Source organism: Aliiruegeria lutimaris (genome assembly GCF_900099935.1).
Lineage (GTDB): Bacteria > Pseudomonadota > Alphaproteobacteria > Rhodobacterales > Rhodobacteraceae > Tropicimonas > Tropicimonas lutimaris.
In genome coordinates this window covers 14,133-39,792 of the sequence record NZ_FNEK01000048.1, presented here as the reverse complement: position 1 = coordinate 39,792, position 25,660 = coordinate 14,133, and the positions used below count along the sequence as shown (strand labels likewise).

25 protein-coding genes and 1 tRNA gene are annotated in these 25,660 nt (G+C 62.0%); 15 read left to right on the top strand and 11 right to left on the bottom strand.

Features of this window, described 5'->3' with window-relative positions; all coding sequences use genetic code 11:
• From BLR85_RS19070 to BLR85_RS28585, 13 genes are all read left to right on the top strand, one after another.
• On the top strand, window positions 1-323 hold a 323-nt coding region (locus BLR85_RS19070; protein WP_139188458.1), incomplete at its 5' end, for an integrase core domain-containing protein.
• A 164-nt stretch (window positions 324-487) separates the two neighbouring features.
• Window positions 488-1,261, top strand: a complete 774-nt coding sequence (locus BLR85_RS19065) for an HNH endonuclease family protein (protein WP_170844639.1) — start codon at window positions 488-490, stop codon at window positions 1,259-1,261.
• Window positions 1,262-1,580: 319 nt separating this feature from the next.
• Window positions 1,581-2,168, top strand: coding sequence for an imidazoleglycerol-phosphate dehydratase HisB (gene hisB / locus BLR85_RS19060; RefSeq protein ID WP_093160739.1), 588 nt, complete (start codon window positions 1,581-1,583; stop codon window positions 2,166-2,168).
• A 1-nt stretch (window position 2,169) separates the two neighbouring features.
• Window positions 2,170-2,811: an imidazole glycerol phosphate synthase subunit HisH gene (gene hisH, locus BLR85_RS19055; protein ID WP_093160715.1), complete on the top strand. Its 642-nt coding sequence runs from the start codon at window positions 2,170-2,172 to the stop codon at window positions 2,809-2,811.
• 133 nt (window positions 2,812-2,944) lie between these two features.
• Window positions 2,945-4,165 (top strand): aminotransferase class V-fold PLP-dependent enzyme, encoded by a 1,221-nt coding sequence (locus tag BLR85_RS19050; protein WP_093160710.1) that lies wholly within the window; start codon window positions 2,945-2,947, stop codon window positions 4,163-4,165.
• Window positions 4,166-4,213: 48 nt separating this feature from the next.
• Entirely contained in the window at window positions 4,214-5,650 is a 1,437-nt protein-coding gene (locus tag BLR85_RS19045; protein ID WP_093160706.1) for a cryptochrome/photolyase family protein, read from the top strand.
• A gap of 175 nt (window positions 5,651-5,825) precedes the next feature.
• On the top strand, window positions 5,826-6,269 hold the full coding sequence (locus tag BLR85_RS19040) for a TrgA family protein (protein WP_093160701.1): 444 nt from the start codon (window positions 5,826-5,828) through the stop codon (window positions 6,267-6,269).
• A 28-nt stretch (window positions 6,270-6,297) separates the two neighbouring features.
• A complete protein-coding gene (locus tag BLR85_RS19035; protein ID WP_093160697.1) occupies window positions 6,298-7,431 on the top strand; it encodes an NUDIX domain-containing protein in 1,134 nt (377 codons plus the stop codon).
• A gap of 63 nt (window positions 7,432-7,494) precedes the next feature.
• Window positions 7,495-8,532 carry a cysteine synthase A gene (locus BLR85_RS19030; RefSeq protein WP_093160693.1) on the top strand — a complete coding sequence of 346 codons (1,038 nt, stop codon included), beginning with the start codon at window positions 7,495-7,497 and terminating at the stop codon, window positions 8,530-8,532.
• Window positions 8,533-8,536: 4 nt separating this feature from the next.
• Window positions 8,537-11,011, top strand: coding sequence for a DUF3772 domain-containing protein (locus tag BLR85_RS19025; RefSeq protein WP_170844638.1), 2,475 nt, complete (start codon window positions 8,537-8,539; stop codon window positions 11,009-11,011).
• Window positions 11,008-11,727, top strand: a complete 720-nt coding sequence (locus tag BLR85_RS19020) for an alanyl-tRNA editing protein (protein ID WP_093160686.1) — start codon at window positions 11,008-11,010, stop codon at window positions 11,725-11,727. The genes BLR85_RS19025 and BLR85_RS19020 overlap by 4 nt, the downstream gene beginning before the upstream one ends.
• Before the next feature lie 139 nt (window positions 11,728-11,866).
• A tRNA-Ser gene (locus tag BLR85_RS19015) sits at window positions 11,867-11,956 on the top strand.
• Window positions 11,957-12,047: 91 nt separating this feature from the next.
• Window positions 12,048-12,446 carry a hypothetical protein gene (locus tag BLR85_RS28585; protein ID WP_212635110.1) on the top strand — a complete coding sequence of 133 codons (399 nt, stop codon included), beginning with the start codon at window positions 12,048-12,050 and terminating at the stop codon, window positions 12,444-12,446.
• On the opposite strand, the gene BLR85_RS19010 is transcribed toward BLR85_RS28585, so the two are convergent.
• A complete protein-coding gene (locus BLR85_RS19010; protein ID WP_093160681.1) occupies window positions 12,405-13,205 on the bottom strand; it encodes an ImmA/IrrE family metallo-endopeptidase in 801 nt (266 codons plus the stop codon). The two genes, BLR85_RS28585 and BLR85_RS19010, sit on opposite strands and share 42 nt — an antisense overlap.
• 4 nt (window positions 13,206-13,209) lie before the next feature.
• Window positions 13,210-13,539: a helix-turn-helix domain-containing protein gene (locus BLR85_RS19005; protein WP_093160678.1), complete on the bottom strand. Its 330-nt coding sequence runs from the start codon at window positions 13,537-13,539 to the stop codon at window positions 13,210-13,212.
• A gap of 132 nt (window positions 13,540-13,671) precedes the next feature.
• Between BLR85_RS19005 and BLR85_RS19000 the strand changes: the two genes are divergently transcribed.
• Together BLR85_RS19000 and BLR85_RS18995 are read left to right on the top strand one after the other, a co-directional pair.
• A complete protein-coding gene (locus BLR85_RS19000; RefSeq protein ID WP_093160675.1) occupies window positions 13,672-14,973 on the top strand; it encodes a site-specific DNA-methyltransferase in 1,302 nt (433 codons plus the stop codon).
• Entirely contained in the window at window positions 14,970-15,686 is a 717-nt protein-coding gene (locus BLR85_RS18995) for a DUF5681 domain-containing protein (RefSeq protein WP_093160672.1), read from the top strand. Before BLR85_RS19000 ends, BLR85_RS18995 begins: the two co-directional genes overlap by 4 nt.
• Before the next feature lie 42 nt (window positions 15,687-15,728).
• Here the strand turns inward: BLR85_RS18995 and BLR85_RS18990 are convergent, their stop codons facing one another.
• The 9 genes from BLR85_RS18990 to BLR85_RS18945 all read right to left on the bottom strand — a co-directional run bounded on the left by BLR85_RS18990 (window position 15,729) and on the right by BLR85_RS18945 (window position 25,647).
• Entirely contained in the window at window positions 15,729-17,417 is a 1,689-nt protein-coding gene (locus BLR85_RS18990; protein ID WP_093160669.1) for a recombinase family protein, read from the bottom strand.
• Window positions 17,414-17,830 (bottom strand): DUF2924 domain-containing protein, encoded by a 417-nt coding sequence (locus BLR85_RS18985; protein WP_093160664.1) that lies wholly within the window; start codon window positions 17,828-17,830, stop codon window positions 17,414-17,416. The genes BLR85_RS18990 and BLR85_RS18985 overlap by 4 nt, the downstream gene beginning before the upstream one ends.
• Window positions 17,827-18,060: a DUF3489 domain-containing protein gene (locus tag BLR85_RS18980; protein ID WP_093160661.1), complete on the bottom strand. Its 234-nt coding sequence runs from the start codon at window positions 18,058-18,060 to the stop codon at window positions 17,827-17,829. Before BLR85_RS18980 ends, BLR85_RS18985 begins: the two co-directional genes overlap by 4 nt.
• Window positions 18,061-18,242: 182 nt before the next feature.
• Window positions 18,243-19,898, bottom strand: coding sequence for a recombinase family protein (locus BLR85_RS18970; RefSeq protein ID WP_093160734.1), 1,656 nt, complete (start codon window positions 19,896-19,898; stop codon window positions 18,243-18,245).
• Window positions 19,895-20,950, bottom strand: a complete 1,056-nt coding sequence (locus BLR85_RS18965; RefSeq protein WP_068316639.1) for a tyrosine-type recombinase/integrase — start codon at window positions 20,948-20,950, stop codon at window positions 19,895-19,897. The genes BLR85_RS18970 and BLR85_RS18965 overlap by 4 nt, the downstream gene beginning before the upstream one ends.
• Window positions 20,947-22,659 carry a tyrosine-type recombinase/integrase gene (locus BLR85_RS18960; protein ID WP_170844637.1) on the bottom strand — a complete coding sequence of 571 codons (1,713 nt, stop codon included), beginning with the start codon at window positions 22,657-22,659 and terminating at the stop codon, window positions 20,947-20,949. The genes BLR85_RS18965 and BLR85_RS18960 overlap by 4 nt, the downstream gene beginning before the upstream one ends.
• Before the next feature lie 146 nt (window positions 22,660-22,805).
• Window positions 22,806-22,973: a helix-turn-helix domain-containing protein gene (locus tag BLR85_RS18955; protein WP_082739240.1), complete on the bottom strand. Its 168-nt coding sequence runs from the start codon at window positions 22,971-22,973 to the stop codon at window positions 22,806-22,808.
• A 322-nt stretch (window positions 22,974-23,295) separates the two neighbouring features.
• On the bottom strand, window positions 23,296-24,039 hold the full coding sequence (locus tag BLR85_RS18950) for a hypothetical protein (protein WP_068316647.1): 744 nt from the start codon (window positions 24,037-24,039) through the stop codon (window positions 23,296-23,298).
• 408 nt (window positions 24,040-24,447) lie between these two features.
• Complete coding sequence (locus BLR85_RS18945) at window positions 24,448-25,647, bottom strand: anaerobic sulfatase maturase (RefSeq protein WP_093160651.1); 1,200 nt, start codon at window positions 25,645-25,647, stop codon at window positions 24,448-24,450.
• Window positions 25,648-25,660 lie beyond the last annotated feature (13 nt).

The following is a 25,660-nucleotide window of genomic DNA, read 5'->3' as shown; positions in this document are numbered from 1 at the left end:
GCCCACCCGAGTTCATAAGGTCCGACAACGGAGCGGAATTCATTGCCAAGAAGGTGCGGGCCTGGATCGGCGCCGTTGGTGCGAAAACCGCGTTCATCGCGCCTGGCTCACCGTGGGAGAACGGATACTGCGAAAGCTTCAACTCCCGTTTCAGAGACGAACTGCTGAACGGAGAGGTGTTCTATACGCTACGAGAAGCCCAAATCTTGATCGAACGGTGGCGGCGCCACTACAACACCGTCAGGCCACACAGTGCCCTGGGCTACCGACCACCAGCACCCGAAAGCTTCGTTCCAATGGACCAGAGGCCGACCATGCACTAACAATCAACCCGGACCACTCGATGGGGGCAGTCCACACAGACTTGGAGAAGTTTCTATTCCCATACGGGTTGGTGCATGATTCCAGCATCACAAAGGCAGAACTATTCCAAACACTGCGAAAAATCTGGGGAGACGGGACCGACCCTCGACAGGTCATCCAATCCATGGACAACTTCACAGATACGTTCTTCGTTTTGCAGACCGGCGACTTGGCGGACAGCATTCCAGAAGATCTTGGAAAAGCCCTTCGCGACCTTCATGATATGGGCGCTCCGAGTTCAGTCTTCCCCTTTTTCCTAAAGCTTGTTGATGCCGTCAACGCTGACGAGGTGGCCGAAGAGATGGCGACCGAATCTGCACGCTTAGTGGAGAGTTTCCTGTTTCGACGCGCGATTTCTGGATTTGAACCAACCGGCCTTCATGCCGTTTTTAAGGGCCTATGGGGTGAGGCATCCGAACACGGATTTTCGGTTGAGATGGTTAAGACAGCTATCTCCCGGAGGTCTACAGTCCCATGGCCCAACGACACAGAGTTCGAGAAGGCAGTTCTCGAAGGTTCGTTGTATGGTAAACGCGTCGCAAAGTACGCTCGCCGTCAGTTCGAGTTGTCTGCCGATGGAGAGTCACCGATTGATGATTTCCAAATCGAGCACATTCTACCAGTGAAACCAGGACCTGACTGGGTAATCAAAGATGAAGAAGAGGCCGCTAGCCTGAAGCACTCGTGGGGCAATCTAATTCCACTCACGTCTTCAATGAACCCGGCGTTGTCGAACTCGGGCTTCGATGCAAAGGCGGCTGAGTATCGTGGTTCAATCTTTGCATCGGCTCGCTCCATCGCAACGGATCACACCAATTGGTCTACTGACTCGATACGACGAAGGTCAAAACTGATCGCGGCCTGGGCGAAAACACGCTGGCCACATTCTCGGGCCTGATTTTATTATTTTTCAATTAGTTGCGGATTTCTTGACGCCGTTCAGAGTTTTGTCAGGGCCAATTGTGTGGCAAAATCTGTGGCAAAGACAGACTTTGCCACATCGGCTGATGCGGGAAGTGGCAAATCTGTGGCAAATTGGGGCAAACAAAAATATAACTCATTGTAATTAAATATAAATTGGAGAGCATCGCCCGCTCCACTGGAAAAACCTTCAGAAATCGACGCATCGGCCACAGCGAAACCTCGCCGTGTTCGTACACCCTTGGAACGGTTTGCGCGCCCCTGTATGGAAGCGCGGTCAAGGAATGGAGCAGGCCATGCGCAAGGCGAAAATCGAACGGGCAACCACCGAGACGAAGATTTCGGTCGAGATCGATCTCGACGGGACCGGCCGGTATGACTGCAAGACCGGTGTCGGTTTCTTCGATCACATGCTGGAGCAACTGGCCCGCCATTCGCTGATCGACATGACGATCCGTGCCGATGGCGACCTGCATATCGACGATCACCACACGGTCGAGGATACCGGCATTGCCATAGGGCAGGCGTTGGTCAAGGCTCTTGGCGACAAGCGGGGCATTCGCCGCTACGGCGCCTGCCTGCTGGCGATGGACGACTCGCTGGTGCGCACGGCGCTGGACCTTTCGGCGCGGCCTTACCTGGTGATGAACATCGATTTCCCGACCGCCAAGATCGGCAGCTTCGCCACTGAGCTTGTCCGCGAGTTTTTCCAGGCGCTGTCCACCCATGGCGGAATCACGCTCCATATCGATGCGCTGCACGGGATCAACAGCCACCATATTGCCGAGGCCGGTTTCAAATCCGTGGCCCGCGCCCTGCGCGAGGCGGTGGAGCCCGATCCGCGCAAGTCCGACGAAATTCCGTCGACCAAGGGGATGCTGTGAGATGCCGCTGACGGTTGTAGTCGATTACGAGAGCGGCAACCTGCACTCGGCGGAGAAGGCGTTCCAGCGCATGGCCGCAGAGGCTGGCGCGGGCGAGGTGATCATCTCCGGCCGTCCCGAGGACGTGGCGCGCGCCGACCGTATCGTGCTGCCTGGGGATGGCGCATATCCAGCCTGCAAGGCGGCGCTGGAGGGCCATTCCGGCCTTGAGGAAGCGATTCAGGAGGCCGTGATCGGCAAGGGCCGTCCCTTCATGGGGATCTGCATCGGCATGCAGATGATGGCGAGTGTCGGCAGGGAATATGTGGACACGCCCGGCTTCGACTGGATTGCCGGCGAGGTCGTTCCCATTCGGCCGTCGGATCCTTCGCTGAAGGTCCCGCACATGGGCTGGAATGACCTGGTCCTGACCGGCCAGCACCCGGTTCTGGAGGGGATCGAAACCGGCGACCACGCCTATTTCGTCCATTCCTACCAGGTCCGCGTCGAGAACCCGGCCCACCGGCTGGCCTTTGCCGATTACGGCGGGGAGGTCACCGCGATCATCGGTCGGGACAACATGATCGGCACCCAGTTCCACCCGGAGAAAAGCCAGCGCGCCGGGTTGCGGATGATTGCCAACTTCCTGAGTTGGGCACCCTGACCGGGCGACACGACGTCAGGCATCGGTTTGTCGCGGCACGGCGCGGGAGGATCGGCTTGCGGCTCGGGGCACAAAGAGACAGATTGCGGGCCGCGGCGACCACCAGCCGCGGCCCGTTACGTCTGGAGGCTCCATGCTCGACATCGATTTCGTGCGGCGGCAATTTCCCGCCTTTTCCGAACCTTCTCTGCAAGGTCAGGCCTTTTTCGAGAATGCGGGCGGATCCTATACCTGCGCGCCGGTGATCGACCGGCTGACGCGCTATTACCATCAGCGCAAGGTGCAGCCCTATGCGCCCTATGCCGCTGCCGAGGCCGCAGGGGCCGAGATGGACGAGGCGCGCGCGCGGCTTGCCGCACTGCTCGGGGTGGAGACGGACGAGCTGAGCTTTGGCCCCTCGACTTCGCAGAACACCTTTGTTCTGGCCAACGCGGTGCGCTGCTGGCTGACGCCGGGCGAGGCGATCGTGGTGACCAACCAGGACCACGAGGCCAACTCAGGGCCGTGGCGGCGGCTGGCCGACGAGGGGATCGAGGTGCGGGAATGGCGGATCGATTCCGAGACCGGATCGCTCGACCCGACCGATCTCGACGTGCTGCTGGAGGATGGCAACGTGCGGCTGGTCTGCTTCCCGCATTGCTCCAATATTGTCGGCGAGATTAACGACGTGACGGCGATCACCGCGCTCGCTCATGCCGCCGGTGCCTTTGTCGTGGTCGATGGCGTCTCCTACGCGCCGCACGGACTGCCGGATGTCGGCAACCTCGGCCCGGATGTCTACCTGTTCTCAAGCTACAAGACCTATGGCCCGCATCAGGGCGTGATGGTGATCCGCCGGCAATTCGGTTTCGAGCTGCCCAACCAGGCGCATTACTTCAATGGCGAAACGCTCTACAAGCGCTTCACGCCCGCGGGACCGGACCATGCACAGGTGGCGGCCTCGGCCGGGATGGTCGACTATATCGTCACCCTCGCGGCGCATCATGGCATCGAAGGTTCTGCGGTCGAGCGCGGCGTCGCTGTGCATGACCTGATGCGCGAGCACGAGATCGAACTGATGCAGCCGCTGCTGGACTATCTGGCTGCCCGCAACGATCTGCGCCTGATCGGCCCGCGCGCCGCGGAGCGCCGCGCGCCGACTATCGCCGTCGATCTGGGACGCAATGCCGAGGAGGCCGCCCGCGCGTTGGCCGCGCACGGTATCATGGCGGGGGGCGGCAATTTCTATGGCGTGCGCCCGCTGGAAGCGCTCGGAATCGACCCGGAGCAAGGCGTCCTGCGGCTCAGCTTCGTGCATTACACCACCAAGGCGGAGGTGGATCAGCTCATCGCCGCGCTGGACGCGACGCTTTGAGCGTCATCAGCGCTTGACCTTTCGCGGCGCCACGCCAGTTCTGGAAGCATGGTTCAAGATGCTCCCATTCTGGTCTGGTTCCGGCGCGGCGATCTGCGCCTTTCGGACAATCCCGCCCTCCGGGCCGCCTCCGAGAAGGGGCGGCCGGTTCTGCCGGTCTTCCTGCGCGACGAGGTGGTCGAGCGGGTTGGCGCAGCTGCGCTCTGGCGAATGGGCCTGTCGCTGGAAAGTCTGCAACACGACCTGGAGCGCTTTGGGTCTCGGCTGATCCTGCGCACGGGCGCGGCGGATGCCTGTATCGGGGCGCTGATCGCGGAGACCGGTGCGACGGCGATCTACTGGAACCGCGCGCATGATCCGGCGTCGCGCCAGCGCGACACGGGGTTGAAGGCAAAGCTGAAGGAGCAGGGGGTCGAGGCGCGCAGTTTTGACGGCAACCTGCTCTTCGAGCCATGGCGGACCAAGAACAAGTCCGGACAGCCCTACAAGGTCTTCTCTCCGATGTGGCGCGCGCAGGCTCAACAGCCGGTGATGGAGCCCGTTGGCGTGCCACGACGCCTCCAGCCGCCTTCGGACTGGCCGGAGACCGAGACGCTTGCAGGTTGGGCGTTGGCGCAGGGGATGGAGCGGGGAGAGTCGATCCTCGCAAAGCGCGTTAAAGCGGGTGAAACCGCGGCGCGGGACCGGCTGGAGGAATTCCTCGATCACGGTCTGGACCGGTACAAGGACGGCCGCGATGCGTTGGCGCAGGATGGCTGCTCCGGTCTCTCGCCATTCCTTGCCAATGGCGAGATCGGGATCCGCCAGTGCTGGCACGCGGCTATGCTGCGCGACCATGCCGGGGCATCGGGCGCACAGCCGTTCCTGCGACAGCTCATGTGGCGCGAATTCTCTTGGCACCTGCTGTTTCACTGGCCGGAGCTTGAAACCCGTTGCTGGAGACCGGAATGGGAGCGCTTCCCCTGGAATCCGGACGAAAACCGCTCCGAGATCCGCGCGTGGAAACGTGGGCGCACGGGGGTGGAGTTGGTCGATGCCGGCATGCGCGAGATGATGGTGACCGGGCTGATGCACAACCGCGCGCGCATGGTCGTGGCCAGCTACCTGAGCAAGCACCTGATGGCGGATTGGCGGATCGGGCGGGCCTGGTTCGAGCGCCACCTGATCGACTGGGACGCGGCCAATAACGCCGTTGGCTGGCAATGGGTGGCTGGCTGCGGGCCGGATGCCTCGCCGTATTTCCGCATCTTCAACCCGGACCTTCAGGCCACCCGTTACGACAAGAAGGGCAGCTACCGGCACCGCTGGATCGCCGAGGGGCAGGCGAATCCGCCCGAGACCGCGCTGGAGTTCTTCGAAGCCTGCCCCGCGGCTTGGAAGCTCTCCGCCCGTGACCCTTATCCCGCGCCGGTGGTCGCGCTGGAGGACGGGCGGCGCGCTGCGCTCGACGGGCTGGAGCGGTTCCGCGAGCAGGCGCCGGCCTGACGGCACGCGGGGCTCGGGGCGGATTGTGGCCGATTGTCGATCTTTTCTTCACACCGACATGCAATTGCCGGAACTGGCGCAACCCACGCCACAATTTCGTCCGTTTGCTGTGATGTAACGTCACAGGTGGCCCGGACGCGCCACCAGTCCGTTCGCAGAGGGGAGAGACTGACCCATGCCCACCGCAGCCAAGCTGTTTGCCGCCTTCGGCTTTGCCCTGGTGGCCTTTTTTGCCTCCGAGGTCTACAAGCCGCTGCTGCCGGAAGGCACGCAATTCGGCATGCTCACCCCGATAAACACGGTGATCGGGGCGTTGTGCGGCTGGATGAACATGGGCAAGCTCGCCGGCAAGGGCAGCTATGCCGCGATCGGCTCCGCGGTCCGGACGGTCGGCGTGATGCTTTTCTTTGTGCTCGTGCTTTGGGCTGGGGTCGAAATGCTCGAGCGTTCCATAAGCCTTCATTACGAAGGGCCGACCGAAGCGCTGGTCGCGATGATGGACCTTGTTGCGGAGTATTTCCTGCTGATGCTAAGCGGCCCGGAGGTTCCGATCGTCCTGTTCTGCGGTGGGGTGCTGGCCGCCTTCCTCTCGGAATGGGCCTCGGAACGCTGGGCGTGAGGCATGCAGATGGGGGCTGGCGCAATCAATGGAACCGATCTTTCTCTATGGCACGCTGTGCCATGAGCCATTGCGGCGGCTGGTCGTCGGCGAACATGCCGCCCCGGTCGCTGCGCGCCTTCCCGATCACGCCGTCTATTGGGCACGGGGCGAAAGCTATCCGCTGATCGTCTCCGAAGCCGGTGCCGTGGCCGAAGGGCTTCTACTGCGCGATCCGAGCGACCAGGCCATTTCCCGCATGGACTACTACGAGGGCGCTTTCGGCTATCGGCTGCAGGCGGTTGATGTGCTGACGGAGGCCGGGCCGGAGCGCGCCTGCATCTACGCGCCGCCACCCACCGGCATGGCAACCGCGCAGCCGTGGGATTTCGACGCCTGGGCGGAACGCTGGGGTCCGCTGAGCTGCATGACCGCCGAGGAGGTCATGATGGATATGGACCGCCGCACTCCGAGGGAGGTTGCCCGGCGTTTCGGCCCGTTGCAGGCGCGGGCACAGGCGCGTTTGAACGCGCTCAACGATACCACGCCCACGACGTTGCGCCATAATGCAGGCGTGGATGATATCGACCTGAAGCGGCGCAGCCTCGCCTATGCCAATTTCTTCTCAGTCGAGGAATATGACCTCACCCATCGCCGATTTTCCGGTGATCACGGCGCGATCCTGAACCGTACCGCCTTTGTCTCGGGCGATGCGATCACCATCCTGCCCTATGACCCGGTGCGCGACAGGGTGCTGCTCGTCGAGCAGTTCCGGGCCGGGCCCTATGCGCGCGGCGACAAGCAGCCCTGGCTGCTGGAAGCCATCGCGGGCCGTATCGACGGCGGCGAGACGCCGGAACAGGCCGCGCTTCGCGAGGCGGAGGAGGAAGCGGGACTGTCAGTGCGAGACCTAAGGCTTGTCAGCCAGTATTACCCGACGCCGGGGGCCAAGACGGAGTACCTGTTCGGCTATCTCGCCACGGCGGATCTGCCGGACGAGGCGGCGGGCCTTGGCGGGCTGGAAGGCGAGGGCGAGGACATCCGTACCCATGTGATCGGCTTCGATCACGCCATGGAACTGGTGGAGAGCGGCGAGATCAATGTCGGTCCGCTGATCCTTCTGCTGCTCTACCTTGCGCGATCTCGCGCAGAGTTGCGCGCAGCGGCGGGGCTTGGCGGCTGAGGCTGGTTGACACCCGCCACCTCTGGGCTAGCAAGGGAGAAGCAAGTCCAGGGAGCGTTTTTCATGACCATCAAGACAGATCTCGCAGCGGCCGTCGGAAACACGCCGCTGATCCGGCTGCGCGCGGCGAGCGAGGCGACGGGGTGCGAGATCCTCGGCAAGGCGGAGTTCCTGAATCCCGGACAATCGGTCAAGGACCGCGCGGCGCTCTATATCATCCGCGACGCCATCGCGCGCGGGCAGCTGCGTCCCGGCGGCACGATCGTGGAAGGTACGGCGGGCAATACCGGTATAGGGCTGGCGCTGGTCGGTGCGTCGATGGGGTTCCGGACGGTGATCGTCATCCCCGAGACGCAGAGCCAGGAAAAGAAGGACATGCTGCGCGTCGCCGGCGCACAACTGGTCGAAGTGCCGGCCGCGCCCTATCGCAAGCCGAACAATTTTGTTCGGTATTCCGGTCGATTGGCGGAGGAACTTAACAAGACCGAACCCAATGGGGCGATCTGGGCCAACCAGTTCGACAACGTCGCCAACCGGCAGGCCCATATCGAGGGCACCGGTCCGGAAATCTGGGAACAGACAGGCGGCGAAGTCGATGGCTTCATCTGCGCGGTCGGGTCCGGCGGCACGCTCGCGGGCGTGGCGATGGCACTACAGCCCAAGGGCGTCAAGATCGGGCTTGCCGATCCCGACGGCGCGGCGCTGCATTCCTACTACACGACAGGAGAGCTGAAGGCCGAAGGGTCCTCGATCTCCGAGGGGATCGGGCAGGGGCGCATCACCGCGAATCTCGAAGGATTCACGCCCGACATGTCCTTCAACATCCCCGATTCCGAGGCCTTGCCGATCGTCTTCGACCTGCTGGAACACGAGGGCCTCTGCCTTGGCGGCTCCTCCGGCATCAACATTGCCGGCGCGATCCGCATGGCCAGGGAAATGGGGCCGGGGCACCGGATCGTGACGGTGCTGTGCGATTTCGGCACCCGCTATCAGTCGCGCCTGTTCAATCCGGACTTCCTGCGCGGCAAGGGGCTGCCGGTGCCACATTGGCTGGACGGGGCCGAACGCCCGTTGCCGGATGTTTTCGAGGCAGAGGAGTAACAGCATGCGCTCTCGGCTCGCGCTGATCTGTGCGGCGCTCCTGTGGTTCACCCTGTGGATGGAAACGGGCGCCGGCCCGGGAATGAGCGGTTGGTCCGTGGTCGCTCCGGCATCCGCGCAGGAAGCGGAGAAGGCCCGGATATCGGCCGAGGACTATGCGGAATGGGAAAAGATCGCCGCGCGTGCGGAGGACTCACTGAGCAGTCAACAGGCTTCCGACGCGGCCTTCGAGTCGCTCCGCCGCGATCTGGTGAAATGGCGCAGTCAGTTTCAGGTCGAAGAGTCTCGTGACGCGGACCGGATCGCCACCCTTCGTAGCCAAATCCAGGCCTTGGGGCCGGTTCCCGAAGAGGGGATGAGTGAAAGCGAGGAAATCGCCGCAAGGCGGCAGCTGCTTCAGGAAGAACTGAACAGCTTGAACGCACCCGTTCTGACCGCCGAGGAGGCGTATACGCGGGCCAACGGTCTGATTTCGAGGATCGATTCCCTGATCCGCTCCCGTCAGAAGGCAAAGCTGCTTCTGCGCGGCCCTTCCCCGATCCTGCCATCGCACGTCCTGATTGCCGCGGAGGATCTGCACAAGGTATCGCGGATCCTGTCCGCGGAAGTGAGCACGTCCGCCCATCTCCGTTCCGACGTGGCCGAGTTCCGCAAGAATTTGCCGGAGATCGCGGTTCTCCTAGGTCTGTCATTGCTGTTGTTGATCCGTGGCCGCCTCTGGTTCCGGCGTTTGGTCGACTGGATGATGCTGCATGGCGGCGGAGAGAAGGTACTCGTCGGTGCGATGCTGCTCTCGCTGGGGCAAGTTATCCTGCCGGTGCTGGGCACAATCCTGTTCGTGGCGGCCTTGCGGGCCACGGGCATGTTCGGGCCCAGCGGCGAAGGTATGCTGGGCGCGGTTCCCAAGATGGGCATGGCCTTTGTCATGGCGCGTTGGCTTGGCCAGCAGATATTTCCACGGATGGAGAAATGGCCGACGCCATTGGAATTGACGCGGCACCAGAGGGTCCGCGGGCGCTTCTATTCCTCCGCCCTCGGTGTCCTTTTTGCGGTCGCCATCTTTGTCCAGACAATGATGTCCCTCCTTCCGTTGGAGCCGGAAACCGGGGTCGTCTTTGCCTTTCCGGTGATCGTACTCGCAGCGATTTGCCTGGCCGGGTTGGCCAAACTGCTGATCGCCCATGGCATGCAACGGCAGGGAATCGGGACGCCCGAAGACGTGGTCGACGTGGACGCGGAGGAGAGTGGCTTCGTCAGCCGCGTGATTCTTCTGACCGGGCGGGCCTGCATGGTCTTCGCTGTCGCCGCTCCGCTCGCAGCGATGGCCGGCTACACCCGAGCGGGGATTTTCCTGTCTCTCTCGCCCTCGCTGACGCTCGCCATCCTGGCGACGGTGAGTTTTCTGCAGAAGCTCTCCATGGGCGTGTTCGACTGGCTGACCGGGCGTCAGAAGGCGTCCGAAGAAGGCCTGCTTCCGGTTCTGGTGAACTTCGCGCTCATCGTGATCGCGCTGCCTTTCATCGCGCTTGTCTGGGGCGTGCGTAAGGCGGACCTTGAGGAAGCCTGGGTGCATCTTCAAGAAGGTTTCACGATCGGCGACACCCGTGTCTCCCTGTCGGTGTTGTTCGTTTTCGCCATCGCCTTTTTGGGCGGTATGCTGGCCACCAGACTGGTGCAATCGGCCATGCGCGCGTCGGTTCTTCCGCGCACGCGGATCGACCCCGGCGGACAAAAGGCCGTCATTTCCGGGCTGGGCTACCTTGGCATCTTCCTATCGGCCATGATCGCGGTCTCGGTTGCGGGGCTTGATCTGAGCAACCTTGCCATTGTTGCCGGTGCGCTTTCGGTTGGTGTCGGTTTCGGCTTGCAGAATATCGTGTCGAATTTCGTCTCCGGTCTGATCCTGCTGATCGAACGGCCGGTGACGGAGGGCGACTGGATCGAGGTCGGCGGCGTGATGGGCACGGTGCGCAAGATCTCGGTGCGCGCGACGACGGTCGAGACCTTCGACCGCAATAACGTCATCGTGCCCAATTCCGATTTCGTCTCCGGACAGGTGACGAACTGGACCCGTGGCAACCTCTCGGGGCGGCTGATCCTGCCGGTGGGCGTGGCCTACGGGACCGACACCCGCAAGGTCTCACAAATTCTGCAGGAAATCGCCGAGGCCCATCCGCTGGTCATCGTCAATCCGCCCCCGATGATCGTCTTCCAGGGGTTTGGCGCGGATTCGCTCGATTTCGAGATGCGGGTTGTCCTGAGGGACATCAATTTCGGGCTCGGAACGCGCAGCGAAATCAACCACCAGATCGCCGAGCGTTTCGCGCAGGAGGGGATCGAGATTCCCTTCGCACAGCGCGATATCTGGTTGCGCAACCCGGAGGCGCTCCACCGGCCGCCACCGGCAGGTACGCCTATGCCGATGGGGCCGCCCCGGCCCGATTCCGACCCTGAATTCCCGACGGAGGATGAGACATGACCGACATGCTGTTTCGCGAGGACGCCTATGCGCGCGAGGCGACGGGCAAGGTAGTGGCCCATACGGCAGAGGGCGGGATCGTGCTCGACGCCACGATCTTCTATGCGCAGGGTGGCGGCCAGCCGGGCGACAGCGGCGCTCTGCACTGGGACGGCAACATGCTGGAGATCGCCACCACGGTGAAGGGCGAGGAGGGGCAGATCGTGCTCGTGCCGGCCGAGCCCGCGCCCATGCCGCCCATTGGCTGCGAACTGCGTCAATCGCTCGATTGGGACCGCCGCTACCGGCATATGCGGGTCCACACGGCGCTGCACCTGCTCTCGGTCGTCATCCCGCTACCGGTTTCGGGCGGCTCCATAGGCGTCGAAAAGGGACGCCTCGATTTCGACATGCCGGAGTCGCTGGAGGACAAGGAGGCGGTTCAGGCCGCCCTGCAGGCGCTGATCGACCGCGACCTGCCCGTGAGCGAAAGCTGGATCACCGATGAGGAACTCGCGGCCAATCCCGGTCTGGTCAAAACGATGTCCGTAATGCCGCCGATGGGACAGGGCAGGGTGCGGCTGGTCCGGATAGGGACCGATTCCAACCAGGTGGACCTGCAACCCTGTGGCGGCACCCATGTCGCCTCCACCGGTGAGATCGGGAAGATCCGGCTCGGCAAGGTGGAGAAAAAGGGCGCTCGCAACCGGCGTGTGAACCTGCATCTGGAGGAATAAAACCACCTCTCGAAGGCCGCGGTGTCGGGCTCGGTGCAGGCTGGTTTGGACCGATGCCGCAGGCTGAAACAAATGTACCGAAAACATACAAATCGGCCCTTGCATCTTCCCTTCGGTTGCGGATAAACCCACCCGCACCGGAGAGGTGGCCGAGTGGTCGAAGGCGCACGCCTGGAAAGTGTGTAGGCGGGGAACCGTCTCCAGGGTTCGAATCCCTGTCTCTCCGCCAGCCACCCCAGTCTCACCAATATCTTACGGACCTATCGGGAATTGTGTCGCGATTCCCGCGGCTTCTCGCGTCGCCTTCTGAGGAGAGACGGTTGTTTCGGCACCGTTCGCGCACAAGCCCCTTGAACGTCTCTGTCGAGGTTTTTGCCGGGGTCGGTTTGCGGTCGTTTCGCTGGTTTACAGGGAAAAAACAGGGAATTTCGGCTAGTTTGGCCTGTATAGAAGCGGAATCCGATGAATCTGCTCCGGATAGCATTTTTATTTCAATGGGTTGCGAGGATTTCCCTGTTCTTTCCGGAACAGGGAATTTTCTTTTCGGGATCAGGGAAGTTTTGCCACCAAACAGGGAAGCGATCCGGGCAGAACAGGGAATCCGTTTTTGTGGCGATTTCAGCGGAACCGAGCTGTCCTTAGCTGGTCAGATCGCCTCGCTCGTCGATGTTGCCGTCCTATTGCCTTGCCCAGAGCAGCGTGACGGCATGGCCATTTGACGCCAGCCTTGTCTGCTCGAGCAGCTCGAGCGCCGGCTGGCGTGTCCAGTCCCGGAAAGGGGTTTCGGTGGAGTCGGTGACCTCCGGTCGGGCAGTCTCGATGACCCGGAAAGCCTTGGTCGCTCGCGGCAGATGATCGCCTTTTTGGAGGGGCACGTATGGAAACCCGGTTCCCCTGACGACGTATCGCACTCGGCCCTCGTGTGACCAGACTGCCGCAAGGCATTCGGGCCGGCGTTCGATCATCCGCCGGACACTTGCCTCGAGGCTGATGTCGAGATGACCGCGCAGGTGCAGGGCATCCCGGAGGTCTGGTTCGGTCGACAGGTGCGGATCGAACAAGGCGGGCGGCGCCAGCAGCTCTATGGCAAAACGGTTCGCCTCGGTTTCCTGCCGAAGGTGCACTTCTTCGTCGCGGGTCTCCCAAAGGTCCTTCGCCTGGCATTTGAAGCCGGTCCCGTCCGAGAGGACATGCCTCTCCATCAGGAAATGCCCCAACTCATGCGCGACGGTGAAACGGGTACGACGTCGATCTTTGCGGGTGTTGGCGAGGATGGCGCCGGTACTGCGGACCCTGTCGGTCAGCAGCATCCCTTCAAACCCGTCGAACCCGCCCAGCCGGACCTCGTGGATATCCAAGGCGCAGGCGACATCGTCCACGGGGACCGGGCCATCGACTGGTCCGAGCATGCCATGCACCGCAGCAGCCAAACGGCTGGGCTCATGGATGTCGGCGAGGTCGATCCGGTCGAGATGCAAGAGGTCAGGCGTCTCCGGCTTTCTTCGCCGCCATCGAGGCGACCATCTGCTCGACGATGCCCCGGTCGCGCTCGGAGAGGTCTTCCAGGCTGCGGTGGATCCGCTCGATCTGCATGTCTCGCTGCCCAGGTTCCATGTCTTCTCCGGTCAGCACGTCGATGCTCACACCGTAGTGCGTTGCCAGCTTGCGCACGAGTTCAAAGGAGGGGTTCTTGCTGCGTCCCTTTTCCAGCTCCCAGATATGGGCCTTGGAGACGCCCACCGCGTCGGCCACCTGCTGTAGGGATTCGCCTGTCTTCTGTCGAAGGCTGAACAGTCGTTCTCCGATCTCCATGCTCCCTCCTGTCTGATTCGTCTTACGGATGTATACGCCTGATATTGACGCGATTGCAACCGGCAGATAAATCTTACGGTTAAGGCCGGTGGAGCGGTTCCGCTGGCGAACGGCTGCCAAAAGGAGGGCGCAATGCCCCGACAGAACATCATCTACGTCGCCATCGGCGATCTCACGCCCTGGGCACGGAATGCCCGGACCCATTCGAAGAAGCAGGTCCGGCAGATTGCCGAGAGCATCGAGACCTTCGGCTTTACCAACCCGGTGCTGATCGATGAGCGTTACACGATCCTGGCCGGCCATGGCCGGGTGGAGGCGGCGAAGCTGCTCGGCATGGGAGAGGTGCCCTGCCTGCGGCTCGATCACATGCGCGCGGAGGAGAAGCGGGCCTATGTTCTCGCCGACAACAAGCTGCCACTGAATGCCGGCTGGGACGAGGATCTTCTGGCGGCCGAGCTTGGCGCGCTGATGTCATCGGATCTCGACTTCGATATCGGCATCACCGGCTTCAGCATCCCGGAGATCGATGGGATCATGGAGGCGGTCGCACCGGAGGAGCCGGGAGATCCCGAAGATGACGTGGTGCCGGAAGCCGCACCGCGGCGCGTGCATCCGGGCGATGTCTGGCAGCTGGGGCGACACCGGCTCATCTGCGGTGATGCGCTCGACCGGAAGGACGTCGATCTCCTGATGGATGGCGAAGTCGCGCGGATGGTGTTCTCGGACCCACCTTACAACGTTCCGATCGATGGTCATGTCGGCAACTCCGGCAAGGTGCAGCACCGGGAATTCGCGATGGCCTCGGGCGAGATGAGCAAGCCCGAGCTCACACGCTTCCTGGCCTCCGCGCTTCGCAACCTTTCCGATCACGCCATGGAGGGCTCGATCCATTTTCTCTGCATGGACTGGCGTCACGTGGAGGAGATGCTGGAAGCGGGGCAGGCGGTCTATGACGAGCTGAAGAACCTGGTCGTCTGGGTCAAGGACAATGACGGCATGGGGAGTTTCTACCGATCCCGCCACGAGCTGGTCTTCGTCTTCAAGAAGGGCAGCGCACCGCATGTCAACACGTTCGAACTGGGCCAGCACGGGCGCTACCGCACCAATGTCTGGCAGTATCGCGGCGTGAACACGATGCGGGCCGGGCGGATGGAGGAACTGTCGCTGCACCCGACGGTGAAGCCGGTGCAGATGATCGCAGATGCGATCCGCGATGTCTCCGGGCGCGGCGAGATCGTTCTCGATATCTTCGGCGGATCGGGCTCGACATTGATCGCCGCCGAGAAGACCGGGCGCCGGGGGTATCTCTGCGAGCTGGACCCGGTCTATTGCGACCGGATTCTCGCCCGTTGGGAAGCCCATGCGAAGGACGAGGCCGAACGGCTGATCTGCGGCTGGAGCGGCACCGGCGGTCTGCTGGAGGCGGCGGAATGAGCAAGCGCAAGACGAAACTGTCGGCGACCCGGCCGGGGGCCGGCTACGAGGTTGGTTACGGCAAACCGCCCGAGGCATCCCGGTTCCAGGCGGGGCGCTCCGGCAATCCGAAGGGGCGTCCGCGAGGCTCGAAGAACAAGCGGCCGGCGCTCAACGAGGAGAGGCTCAAGGGCATCATCCTCGACGAGGCCTACCGCGAGATCACCGTTCGGGACGGTGATCGCAACGTGACCGTGCCGATGGCGCAGGCGATCGTGCGGTCGCTGGCGGTCAACGCCGCCAAGGGCCAGCATCGGGCGCAGCGGCTTTTTGCCGAGATGCTGACGAGCACCGAGAGCCAGAACAGGGCGTTGGCCGACGAATGGCTCGAGATCGCGAACGAGTACAAGGCCTACTGGGAGCGTGAGCTCGAACGCCGCGAGCGGCTCGGCATCACCGATCAGTCGCCGCCCCAGCCGCATCCCGACCAGGTGAAGATCGACATGAAGACCGGGGAAGCCTGGATCGAAGGGCCGGTGACGAAGGAGCAGGTCGCGGAACTGGAGATGTGGACATCCCGCCGCGATGGATATGTCCAGGAGCTGGAATGGTTGCGACAGGAGTTCGACACCTCGGAGGACGAAGCCGACAAGGCAGGCCTTGAGGGTGACATCCGGAACGCCGAGAAGATCCTCGCGATGATCGAGCTAATCCTTGAGAGGATCGGGTATTGAGTATCTGCGCCTGTCCCGGCGCGCCGATCGCGCTTGCCGCGCTCAGGCCTCGCGGAAGCCGAGCAGACGTTCCTGTTCCGCCCAGTCGAGCGGCAGCGTGTTGCTGACCAGGCGCTTCTGCGTGAGTTCCGGCGGCTGGGATCCCTCGAGGATGGCCGACTGGATCCCTGGCGAGAGGAAAGCGATCTGGGACCGGGTGCGAATGTAGCTGTCCGGAACCTTCTCGCGTCGGGCGATCTCGGAGACCCCGGTGCCGGATCGGAGTTCATGGGCCCAGCCATGGGCGCGGACCAGCATGGCCCGGAGATACGGGTCGGGGGATGGCCTGATGTCCCCGACAACGATCCGGGCCTCGACACCGCGGCGGCGCAGGTCGAAGGCAGCGGTGACATGCAGAAGATCCGGGTGGAGATCTTTCTCGGCAAGCGCGAGTTCCCGCGCGAGCACCGACGCGTCGAGCTCCATCTCGATCCGGCCACGCCGCAAACTGCCTCTGTTCACGAGGTCGCCACAGAGCGCGCCATCGAACCCGGCGATGCGGTCGAGCAAGGTCCGCATCCTCGGTGCCATCGTTCCGGCCGTGGATGCGTCCGGAGTTGCCAGGATCCGGTGGGAGGTGGCGGCATGTTCGAGATGTGCTGCCACGACATTGACAATCGCCTTTTCCAGCGCCGGGCCCGGAAGCCGCCAACCGGTGGGGTCGGTGCCGCAGGAGATCAGCCGGTTGGACACGTAGTATCTGAGCCGCCGTCCATTCCGAAGCGTATGTGTCGGCGTCAGCCGGTCCCCGGTCTCATCCTGCAGCTTGGCGGTGAGCCATGCCTCACGATCACGGGCCTTCCCACCATTGGAGGCATCTCCCTGCCGTCTCGACCGGCGCGCGGCCGCGCCCAGCATGTCCTGGACCCGCTTCCAGAGATCCCCGTCGATGATGGCTTCGTGCAGGCCCGGCCAGCTCTTCTCCTTGTGGCGGATCCGGCCGAGATAGACAGGGTTGCGGAGCAGGAAATGGATCTGCCCGCGGGACATTGGCCGATCGCCGGTGACCCTACCGTCCGCCCGTAGCCGGCGTTTCGAGCGCAGCCCTTCCGCCGCAGCACTCTCTGCCACCCGCCGCAGGCATCCCAGTTCGGCATAGAGATCGAAGATCCGTCGGACGATGGCGGCTTCGGTCGAGTTGATCACGAGGGTCCGGGTCTTCGGGTCGGGGTGGTTATCATAGCCGAGCGGCAGGTTGCCTCCCATCCAGAGACCCTTCTTCTTCGAGGCGGCGATCTTGTCGCGAATGCGTTCGGCCGTCACCTCGCGCTCGAACTGGGCGAAGGAGAGGAGCACATTTAGCGTGAGCCGCCCCATCGAGGACGAGGTGTTGAAGGCCTGTGTGACCGAGACGAAGGAACATCCTGCCGCTTCGAGGCGTTCGACCAGCCGCGCGAAATCGGCGAGCGATCGGGTCAGCCGGTCGATCTTGTAGACCACGACCATGTCGATACGGCCGGCATCGACCTCCGCCAGCAGGCGCTGCAGGGCAGGGCGGTCCAGCGTGCCGCCAGAGAGGCCGCCATCGTCGTAGCGCTGCGGCAACGGTTTCCAGCCCTCGTGCCGCTGGCTGGCGATATAGGCGGCACAGGCCTCGTGCTGGGCGTCGAGCGAGTTGAAATCCTGGTCGAGCCCTTCTTCGGAAGACTTCCGCGTATAGATCGCGCAGCGGATCTTCGGCCGCGCGGTCATTTTGGGGCGCTTCCGGACAGGCCGAAGAAGCGCGGCCCGGACCAGTGAGCGCCGGTGATCTCGCGGGCGATGGCCGAAAGCGAGCGGTAGCGCCTGCCATTCCAGGAAAACCCGTCCTCGCCGACATCGACGACATGGGTCACGCCGTTCCATTCCCGGAGCAGGCGGCCGCCGGGCTGGAGGGCAGGGGAGGTTGGCCGCTTTGTTGATGCAGGGCGGACTGTCAGCGCCGCCGTGACCTGTCGGGACAGCCCGCCATACCGGCGGGACTGCAACTCGAAGGCGAGGAACCGGCGCAGGAAGGCGCGGCTCAGCCTTTTGGGGGCCGCGCTGTCGAACACCTCCTGCCAGGTCGCGATAAGGTCGGGGCGGTTCATCCCGGCAAGCACGGCAACATCGATCCGCGGGCTCATGAGGATGTCTCAGCCACTTCTATCATGTGATAGGTCGCCGGTGCGTCATCCCGTTCCGCCGTTCGTCGTTCGATCGCGGCGCCGTTCTTGCGCAGGGTGCTGAGCGCGGCGCGGGCGGAATGCTTCTGCCAGCCGGTGGTCTTGCAGATCGCCTCGAGGCTTGCGCCGGCAGGGCGGCGCAGAAGCGATCGGACACTCTCGATCTTGGTGGTCCGTTTGCGGTCGGGCATGTCTGGTCTCCTCGATCCCGGGACGGCGGAATGCCGTCCCCCGGTACCAGGGAGAGCCCGAACTCATCGGGCGCAAGGACAGTGATGCGTGCTACGCCCGCGTAGTCCAGTCGGTTCTGCAGGAACCAGCGTTACCTCCTGTCGCAATGGCGGACGGATGCGGGACTTCGGAAACCGCAGGCTCATAACCTGAAGGTCGTAGGTTCAAATCCTACCCCCGCAACCACTTTTACCGAACTCAGCGATGCCTTGGTCCTGCCATGGCCATCGCGAGTTTCGGTGGTGGCCCCCAAAACCACAAGTGCTTCGATATCGCCATCTAGCTGGACCTCCCATCCGGAGGCCGCGTGAATGATCCGAACCTGCGTGATCAGTTGGCGAAGAAGCGCGAGGGCTTCGTCGCGAATGCCGGGGTCCTGGATGGACTTGCCGAGTCGTTCGACCTTTTGCCGGTAGATTGCGGAAAGGTTCGGATGCAGCCGTACAGGGGACGGAGGCGGTACCGATACTCGTGCTTCCAGTTCGGCCTTATCAGCCTCCAGGGCCTCCAGCTTCGCCATCAAACCCGGTGTACGAAGCCCATCCGCGATCGCATCGTAGAGACCGTCAAGCTTGTCGCTGACGAGTTTGTGCTGTCTGACCAGTTCCGCACGCTTAGCTTCTTCTGCATCACGGCCAGAGTTGACCTCGCTGTGATACGCCTGAATGAAAGCTTCCACGGCTTGCGGCTGCATCAACCGTTCGCGAAGCAGATTGAGGACAAAGCCCTCCAGGACTTGGCGCCGTATGCCCTTTCGTTGGTCGCAGGTTCCCAGCTTTCGCGCATTGGAACAGGCGAGGTAATCACGACCAGCAGAAGCAAACACGCCACCGCAGGTGCCACAATGGAGAAGCCCAGTGAGGAGATGTCCCGGTCGACGATGCTCCCAGAAACGGCTCTTCTTAATTCCCTGGACCGCTGGGGTCGCATCAATCGCAGCCTGACGTTCCTTGACCCGATCCCATACGCCATCGTCTACAATGCGGAGGTGAGACGCATCTTCAACGATCCATTCGTCTTGCGGATTGATGCGAGAGACGCGCTTGCCAGTTGCAGGGTCTTTAACATAACGGAGCCGGTTCCAGACTAGGCGACCGACATAGAGCTCGTTGTTGAGAATGCCCGTGCCACGTTGGCGATGGCCTCGAATGGCCGTGTCGCGCCACATGCGACCGCGGGGCCCCGGGATGCCGTCTGTATTCAGATCCCGTGCGATAGCCTTGGGGGACTTTCCAGCGGTAAAGGCCTCGAAGATTCGACGGATGGTGGCCGCCTCGGCCGGAACGATCTCGCGATCGCCTCTCTCCTCGCCCGGGACGACCGCGTAGCCGTAGCAAAGGCCACCGGCGCTCTTGCGCGCTCTGATCCGGCCCTCAAGCCCGCGACGGGTCTTGTCCGCCAGGTCCTTCAGATACAGCGCGTTCATCGTCCCCTTGAGGCCGATGTGAAGTTCGCCAATTTCGCCCTCCGAGACTGTCTCCAGCCGCACACCGAGGAACCGGGCGCGTTTGAAAAGACCCGCAATATCTTCCTGGTCACGCGAAAGACGGTCGAGTGCTTCGGTAAGGATGACGTCGACCTTGCCCGTTTGCACCGTCTGAAGCAGATCCTGGTAACCAGGTCTCAGAACAGACGCGCCGCTAATCGCCCGATCCTCAAACTCGCCGGAAACCACCCAACCCTTGGCCTCCGCATACGCCCGGCAGCGTCGAACCTGATCCTCGATCGAAGCGTCGCTCGACAGATCGGAGGAGTACCGCGAATAGATAGCTGCCCGTTGCGTGTCAGATTTGCTCATTGAACCTCCTTGTCGCACAGAATGGCGTCGACGCTGTCGTTCAGCAGGCGAACGGCGTCGAGTTGCCGGGCGAGATTGTAATGTTTCTGGGTTGTTTCATAGGAGCCGTGGCCGAGCACGGCAGCGGCGGCCCGAACGTTCTTCGGATCCCGGATCGCCAACATGGTTGCAGCCGCGTCGCGGAAACGGTGCGGGCTGATGGCGACGCCGAAGGCCTCTTCGGTATGACGCCTGATATTGCAGGCCAGTGTATGGGCGGAGAGCGCCCCGCCACCCCAACGGGAGATCCAGAGCATTCCAGGGTCGCGGTGAGGCCCGAGCAGAGTCGGCCGCCAATGATCTGCGTAGCGATCGAGAGCCGGCAGCAGTGGCTCCGGCCAGCTCATATCGATTGGCACGCGGGTCTTCGTTTCCTCACTCGGTATGACGATCCGCAAGACACCGGCAACGTTCCGCAGATGAACGCCGATCCGAAGGGCGGCGAGGTTGGACCGGCGCAAGGGCCGGTTTGCACAGAGGGCAATGATAAGGCCGTCACGATACCCAACCGCATTATAACGCGGTGGTCCGAACGCGCCATTCTCCGCCCGGCTCATCAACTCGTGTCCAAGATCGATCAGCTCGACAGGGTCCCGCAGTTGGCGGCGTTTGTCACGGCTCGGCGTCTTCGGCAGTCGGTCAAGGATCTTGCGAAAGACCTCTGGGGAATGAGCTTGATCCATCAGAGCAAGGGCGTGCCCGAGGCCTTCGACCCGCATGCGAACGGTCACCGGTGCAACACGATCTCGCATCCAAGTAGCATATGCCGCAAGGTGTTCCTGGGTCACACGGCTTGCGGGTGCGGCCTGCGGGTCAAGAAGCCCCTCATCGGAAAGCCACGCAAGCCAGTGACCATACTCTTCGGCATACTTCTCGCGCGTTTTTGGCCTAAGGTGAAATCCGGGACCCGCGTCGTCCAGCCAGTCCTCGCCGACAAATGCAGCATTCCAGGCGTCGCGGTCAACTTCCGGCCAATTCAGAAGATGGAGGCACCAGGTTGCAGAGGGTTTCATCGGTAGTGCCTTCCATTGCCTGATGCGGTGGCACGTATAGCCTTGTCGTAGAGATCGATGGCACGATCGCGCTGCAATGGTGCGTAATAGGTCGCCGTTGTCGTGATATCGCGATGGCCAAGAACCTGTCGCGCAATCTCCTGACCGGTCGGATTCTGGTCGAGGATGATCTTTCCAGCAACAGCGCGGAACTTGTGCGCAGTCATCCTTACCCCGAGGCGGGATTCCGTGAGATTGGCAATCTGGTTGCTCAGAAGTGAGGCGCCTTTGGGTCCATCCATCTCTCCCGGAAACAGGTAGAGATTGTCTGTCCGCGCGAGGCGCGGCCGGATTTCTTCCAAATACACATTCAGTAAGTGAGCGACGCGGTTGGGCAACGGATACTCGAGATCCTCGCCATTCTTGACCTCCTCGCCGTGTATCCGGATGTGGCGGCGACGTTTGCGGCCAGCGCCGATTTCCAACAGGTGCCGCTCAAGATGGAGTGCGGCAAGGTTCTTCGGGCGGATCGGCGCACAGATCAGGATGGCGATTGCGAGTGCAACCTGCGCCTCGATGAGGTCGACGCGTTTCCGATCCTTGTTGCGGGCGATTTCCTCGAACACTTCGTTCGGCAGCAGAATGAGTCGGCGCAGCAATGCCGGGTCGTTGAGGTCGCGCAGCACCCGGCCGGTCGCCTCGCTCATTTCGTAGGTGTTGATATCGAGTGCGCGCTTGATCCTGTTCAGCTGGGCAATCTCTTCTTCCGGCGCCCTGACCCAGTGGCGCGCTGTCGACAGGGCATGGGCAAGAAGGGTGTCGAAGGACTTGAGCTTGTCCTTTCCATTTCGCTCCCGGATGTATCGCAGGGCACGTTTCACGACGTCCGGACGAACAACCGTCCTCAAATCCGGTATGTCCGAGGGCGGCATGCCACCCGCGACAGCCGCCGACGCAATCCGGTGCAGCGCTACAATCTTGTTGTCCGCGCTTTCGGGCCGGATCGGTTTGACAGGGCTGTCGATATCGAGAATGTCGCCACAGAGGGCATTGCGGTATTCATTCAGTTCTTCCGCCAGGCTTGGTGGAAACTCCGACAAAGGCACAATGTAGCGGTCGCGGCGATCGGGAACCGCCACCCGCAAGGCCGGCCAGTCCACTTCCAGATCGCCGGCTTCATTCCAGAACCGCCGCGTATCACGGCTCACGGTTTCCGGCGCCTTAACGAGACTTTCCTGCATCAACGCGCGGTCAAAGTCGGCAAAGTCGTCTTCTGCAATGTCGTCCGGCCCACGTCCACGCGTCGATGCAAACCGAATGAAACGACTGAGTGCGATCCGGAATGGCCGCTGTGGCAAGGCCTCCCAATAGGGTTTCCATGTATCCGAGATCGGCGACAGGTAACGCCCTGGCATAACGTCAAGCCCTTGTTCGCGGAGCGCCTTGTTCAGAATGCTCTTCGCGTTGCGCCAGGAAGTGATCCTGAGCCCGACGCGTGCCGGAACAACCGATGCAAGCTTCTTGCGCAGGAAAGCTGGATGGGCCGGGATTGCCGACAATGGCAGGCCGATTGCACGGCCTGCCGTGCGGATTGCCGAGGTCCGGGCGGTTTTCTCAGCCTTGGTCAGCCGATCATCGGCGGCGATCCGATCCAGTACCTCTTCTAGGGTTGGGATCGTCGGATCCGCGAAGGGATTGGCGTCGGATTGTGATACAGTAGTTTGTGACATGCGGTTCCTTGTGATGCCATGAGATGACATCTGACATGAATCATGATTACTCTATATCACAGAAGGCGTGGTTCTAATTTGGCGAGTAATCATAATACCGACCCACCGATGTGACTTGCGAAGACAGATAATGCGCTGATCTGCCATTACACCTGGCGGCAGGAGGCGATGTAACGCTTGAGATCATCCTCACTAACGCGCACCGACCGACCGATCCTGTGAACCGGAATCACCCCTTCTTCGATCAAACGCCTGACAGTCCGGACAGAGAGTTGAAGCTCTTTGGCCACCTGCTCAACCTTCAGCATTTTCATGAATGATCTCCTTTTTCCTGGCCGGGCGACGACTCGCAGCGCTCCGAATTGGACGATGTCCCCTCAGCTCGACCGAGAAGCCGGGCGAGCGAGATCAGAACGACATCGGTGCGCTTAAGAGGCTCGACACCTACGCTGGGTCGGCGGTCGTCCTCATTGGACGGATCGAGGATTTTGCGTTCCTTGGACACGTTCGTCGCCTAGTGGGTTTTACTGGCGTGAATTGTCCAAGAACGAACGGAAATGAGCTAAGGAGGCAATTCGGACCAAGCTAGAGAGAATTTCCTCCTTGGTGCACACGAGGTGGATTGGAGGTCGTCCCTCAGTCGTCGTCGAAAGATCGCATGTGCTCAGGCAACGCTGCGTCTCTTTCTTTGCGTTCATCAAAGACTGTTCTGATTGCTGAATCCGTCTTTGGGGCTTCGTTGCCGAGCAAAGCATCGAACGCTGACTCGACGTACCGTGAGAACGCACTCACTTCGGCGCCTTCAATCGGATCATAAGTGCGCCAAGCGTGCTTTTCAGTGACGTACTCAAAGATCTCCCGCAACGTCTCAACCGACGCGTGAAGAGAAGTGTTTTCCCTTCGACCTCGCGGCAGTTCTTCTGCTGCCGATGCCTGCACTGCAGGAAGCAGTTCATCAACCGTGCCGCGCAGCGCGTCAAACAAGTGCATTGTGTAGTGTACACGAAGTCGGTGCTGAACATGGCGGCTCGTTTGATAGGCCACGTCGCCCGAGGTCGCATCCAATTGATCTTTCAAACTAGACATGCGTTTCGCCAACGATCTGGCAGAGTTTCGGGTGTGCTTTAGGCGCCCGGCGGGATCTACGACGCTGTCTTCCGAAAGCTCGATCTTGGCCCAATGCTGAAGCAGGTTGCCGAGTTTTTGTCGGTCAGCAGGACAATCATTTGCCTTAAGCTCCTCGGAGATGGCATCGATCGCTTCAGTCGACATCGCGCCCTCAACCCGCGCAATCATCTCAGCATCAACCCCGTGCTTCCAGTCGCCTTCCTTCGAAAACTGCTCCAGGTACCATTCGGTTGGTGGTTTCCAGTTCGACATAGGCAACCTCGTGCAGCGAGTCAGGACGCATTTCGCAAACGATACCGGCGCAAAAAGACTCCACAAACTCGTTCCTTCGCTCGGCACCGACGAATGTTCGCAAACCGCCGTTCAGACCCTTCGCCGAACAGGCTTCCAACCAACGTTCTGCGCCGCCGCATTGGACAAGGTGGGCGGACTCCAGACGTTCGACGTGTATTGCAGCGACGACCGGTCAAGGGACGAAGCGGACAATATGGCATTCTAACGATTTGGTCGTTGCCAGCTCAGACTGGCCATTTCCATTCGCCATGAGAAATGGTTGTTGGTTTTCGCATTTTCTGCGTATGTCGTCCTGACGTCTGAAGTCTTGCGGATTGTTCTGCCGACGCGGCCCGCCAGTGTGCGGATTTGGTTTTGACCAAGGAGCTACCCGATCTCCCCGTCTAAGCTTCTCATGGACTTGGCCGCTATGTCGCGCAGCCGATCGCCGGCGTGGCGGAAGAACATCGTGTAACTTTGGCAGAAGTAGTTGTGCCCGGGTTCCCCGCCACGCGACATCAGGAAGCGGTGTTTGGGGCAGCCGCCATTGCAGGCGAAGCGATATTCGCAACTGCGGCATTGGGCCGTCAATGTCTCGCGTTTCGCGGCGCCGAAGTCCCTCGCTTTTTGGCTCCAGGCAAGGGCGCCGATGTCCTCGTCCATGATGTTGCCGAGCCTGAACTCCGGGTAAACGAAATGGTCGCAGGCGTAGAGATCGCCATTGTGCTCCAGCGCGAGCCCGTCGCCGCAAGTCTCGGCGAAGACACAGAGATTGGCCGGGCGGCCCATCCACATTCCAACCTGGTTCTCGAAGAACTGAATGAACATGCGTCCGAGATCGTGTCGATACCACTGGTCGAAGACATCGCAGAGGAACTTGCCGTAGGCTTTCGGTGCCACGCTCCATTCCGTCACCATGCTGGATGGATCGTCATCGATTTGTGGCGCGGCGGAGAGCGCGCCATCGGTCCTGCGCCGTTCGACAATGGGGATGAACTGGATGTGTTGAGTGCCCAAGTCGCGCAGGAAGCGATAGACTTCGCGGCCCTTTCCGGCGTTGGCCCGATGCACCGTGCAAAGGATGTTGTAGTCGACCCGGCCCCGCCGCAGGTTATCCAGGCCGTCCATGACTGCATCGAAGGTCGGCCGGCCAGCTCGGTCGCGCCGATAGCGGTCGTGGACCGATCTCGGCCCGTCAATGCTTATCCCGATCAGGAAGTCGTGGTTTGCAAAGAACCTTGCCCAGGCATCATCGATGAGCATGCCGTTGGTCTGTAGCGAATTGGTGATCCGCACGCCTTCGGGACGGTAGCGGGCCTGCAACTCGATCACGCGTTCGAAGAAACCGAGGCCCAGCATCGTCGGCTCGCCGCCCTGCCAGGCGAAGGGCACCTCGCGCATCCCGGCCTCGACCTCGGCCTCGATGAGCCCTTTTACATAGGTCTCCAGAACATCGTCCTGCATCCGGAACTTCTTCTCGTCCGGGTAGAGCTTCTCCTTTTCGAGGTAGTAGCAATAGCTGCAATCGATGTTGCAGCGCGGCCCGATGGGCTTGGTCATCACGTGAAAGGGGCGCGGTTCGGGCATTCGGTCCTTTCGC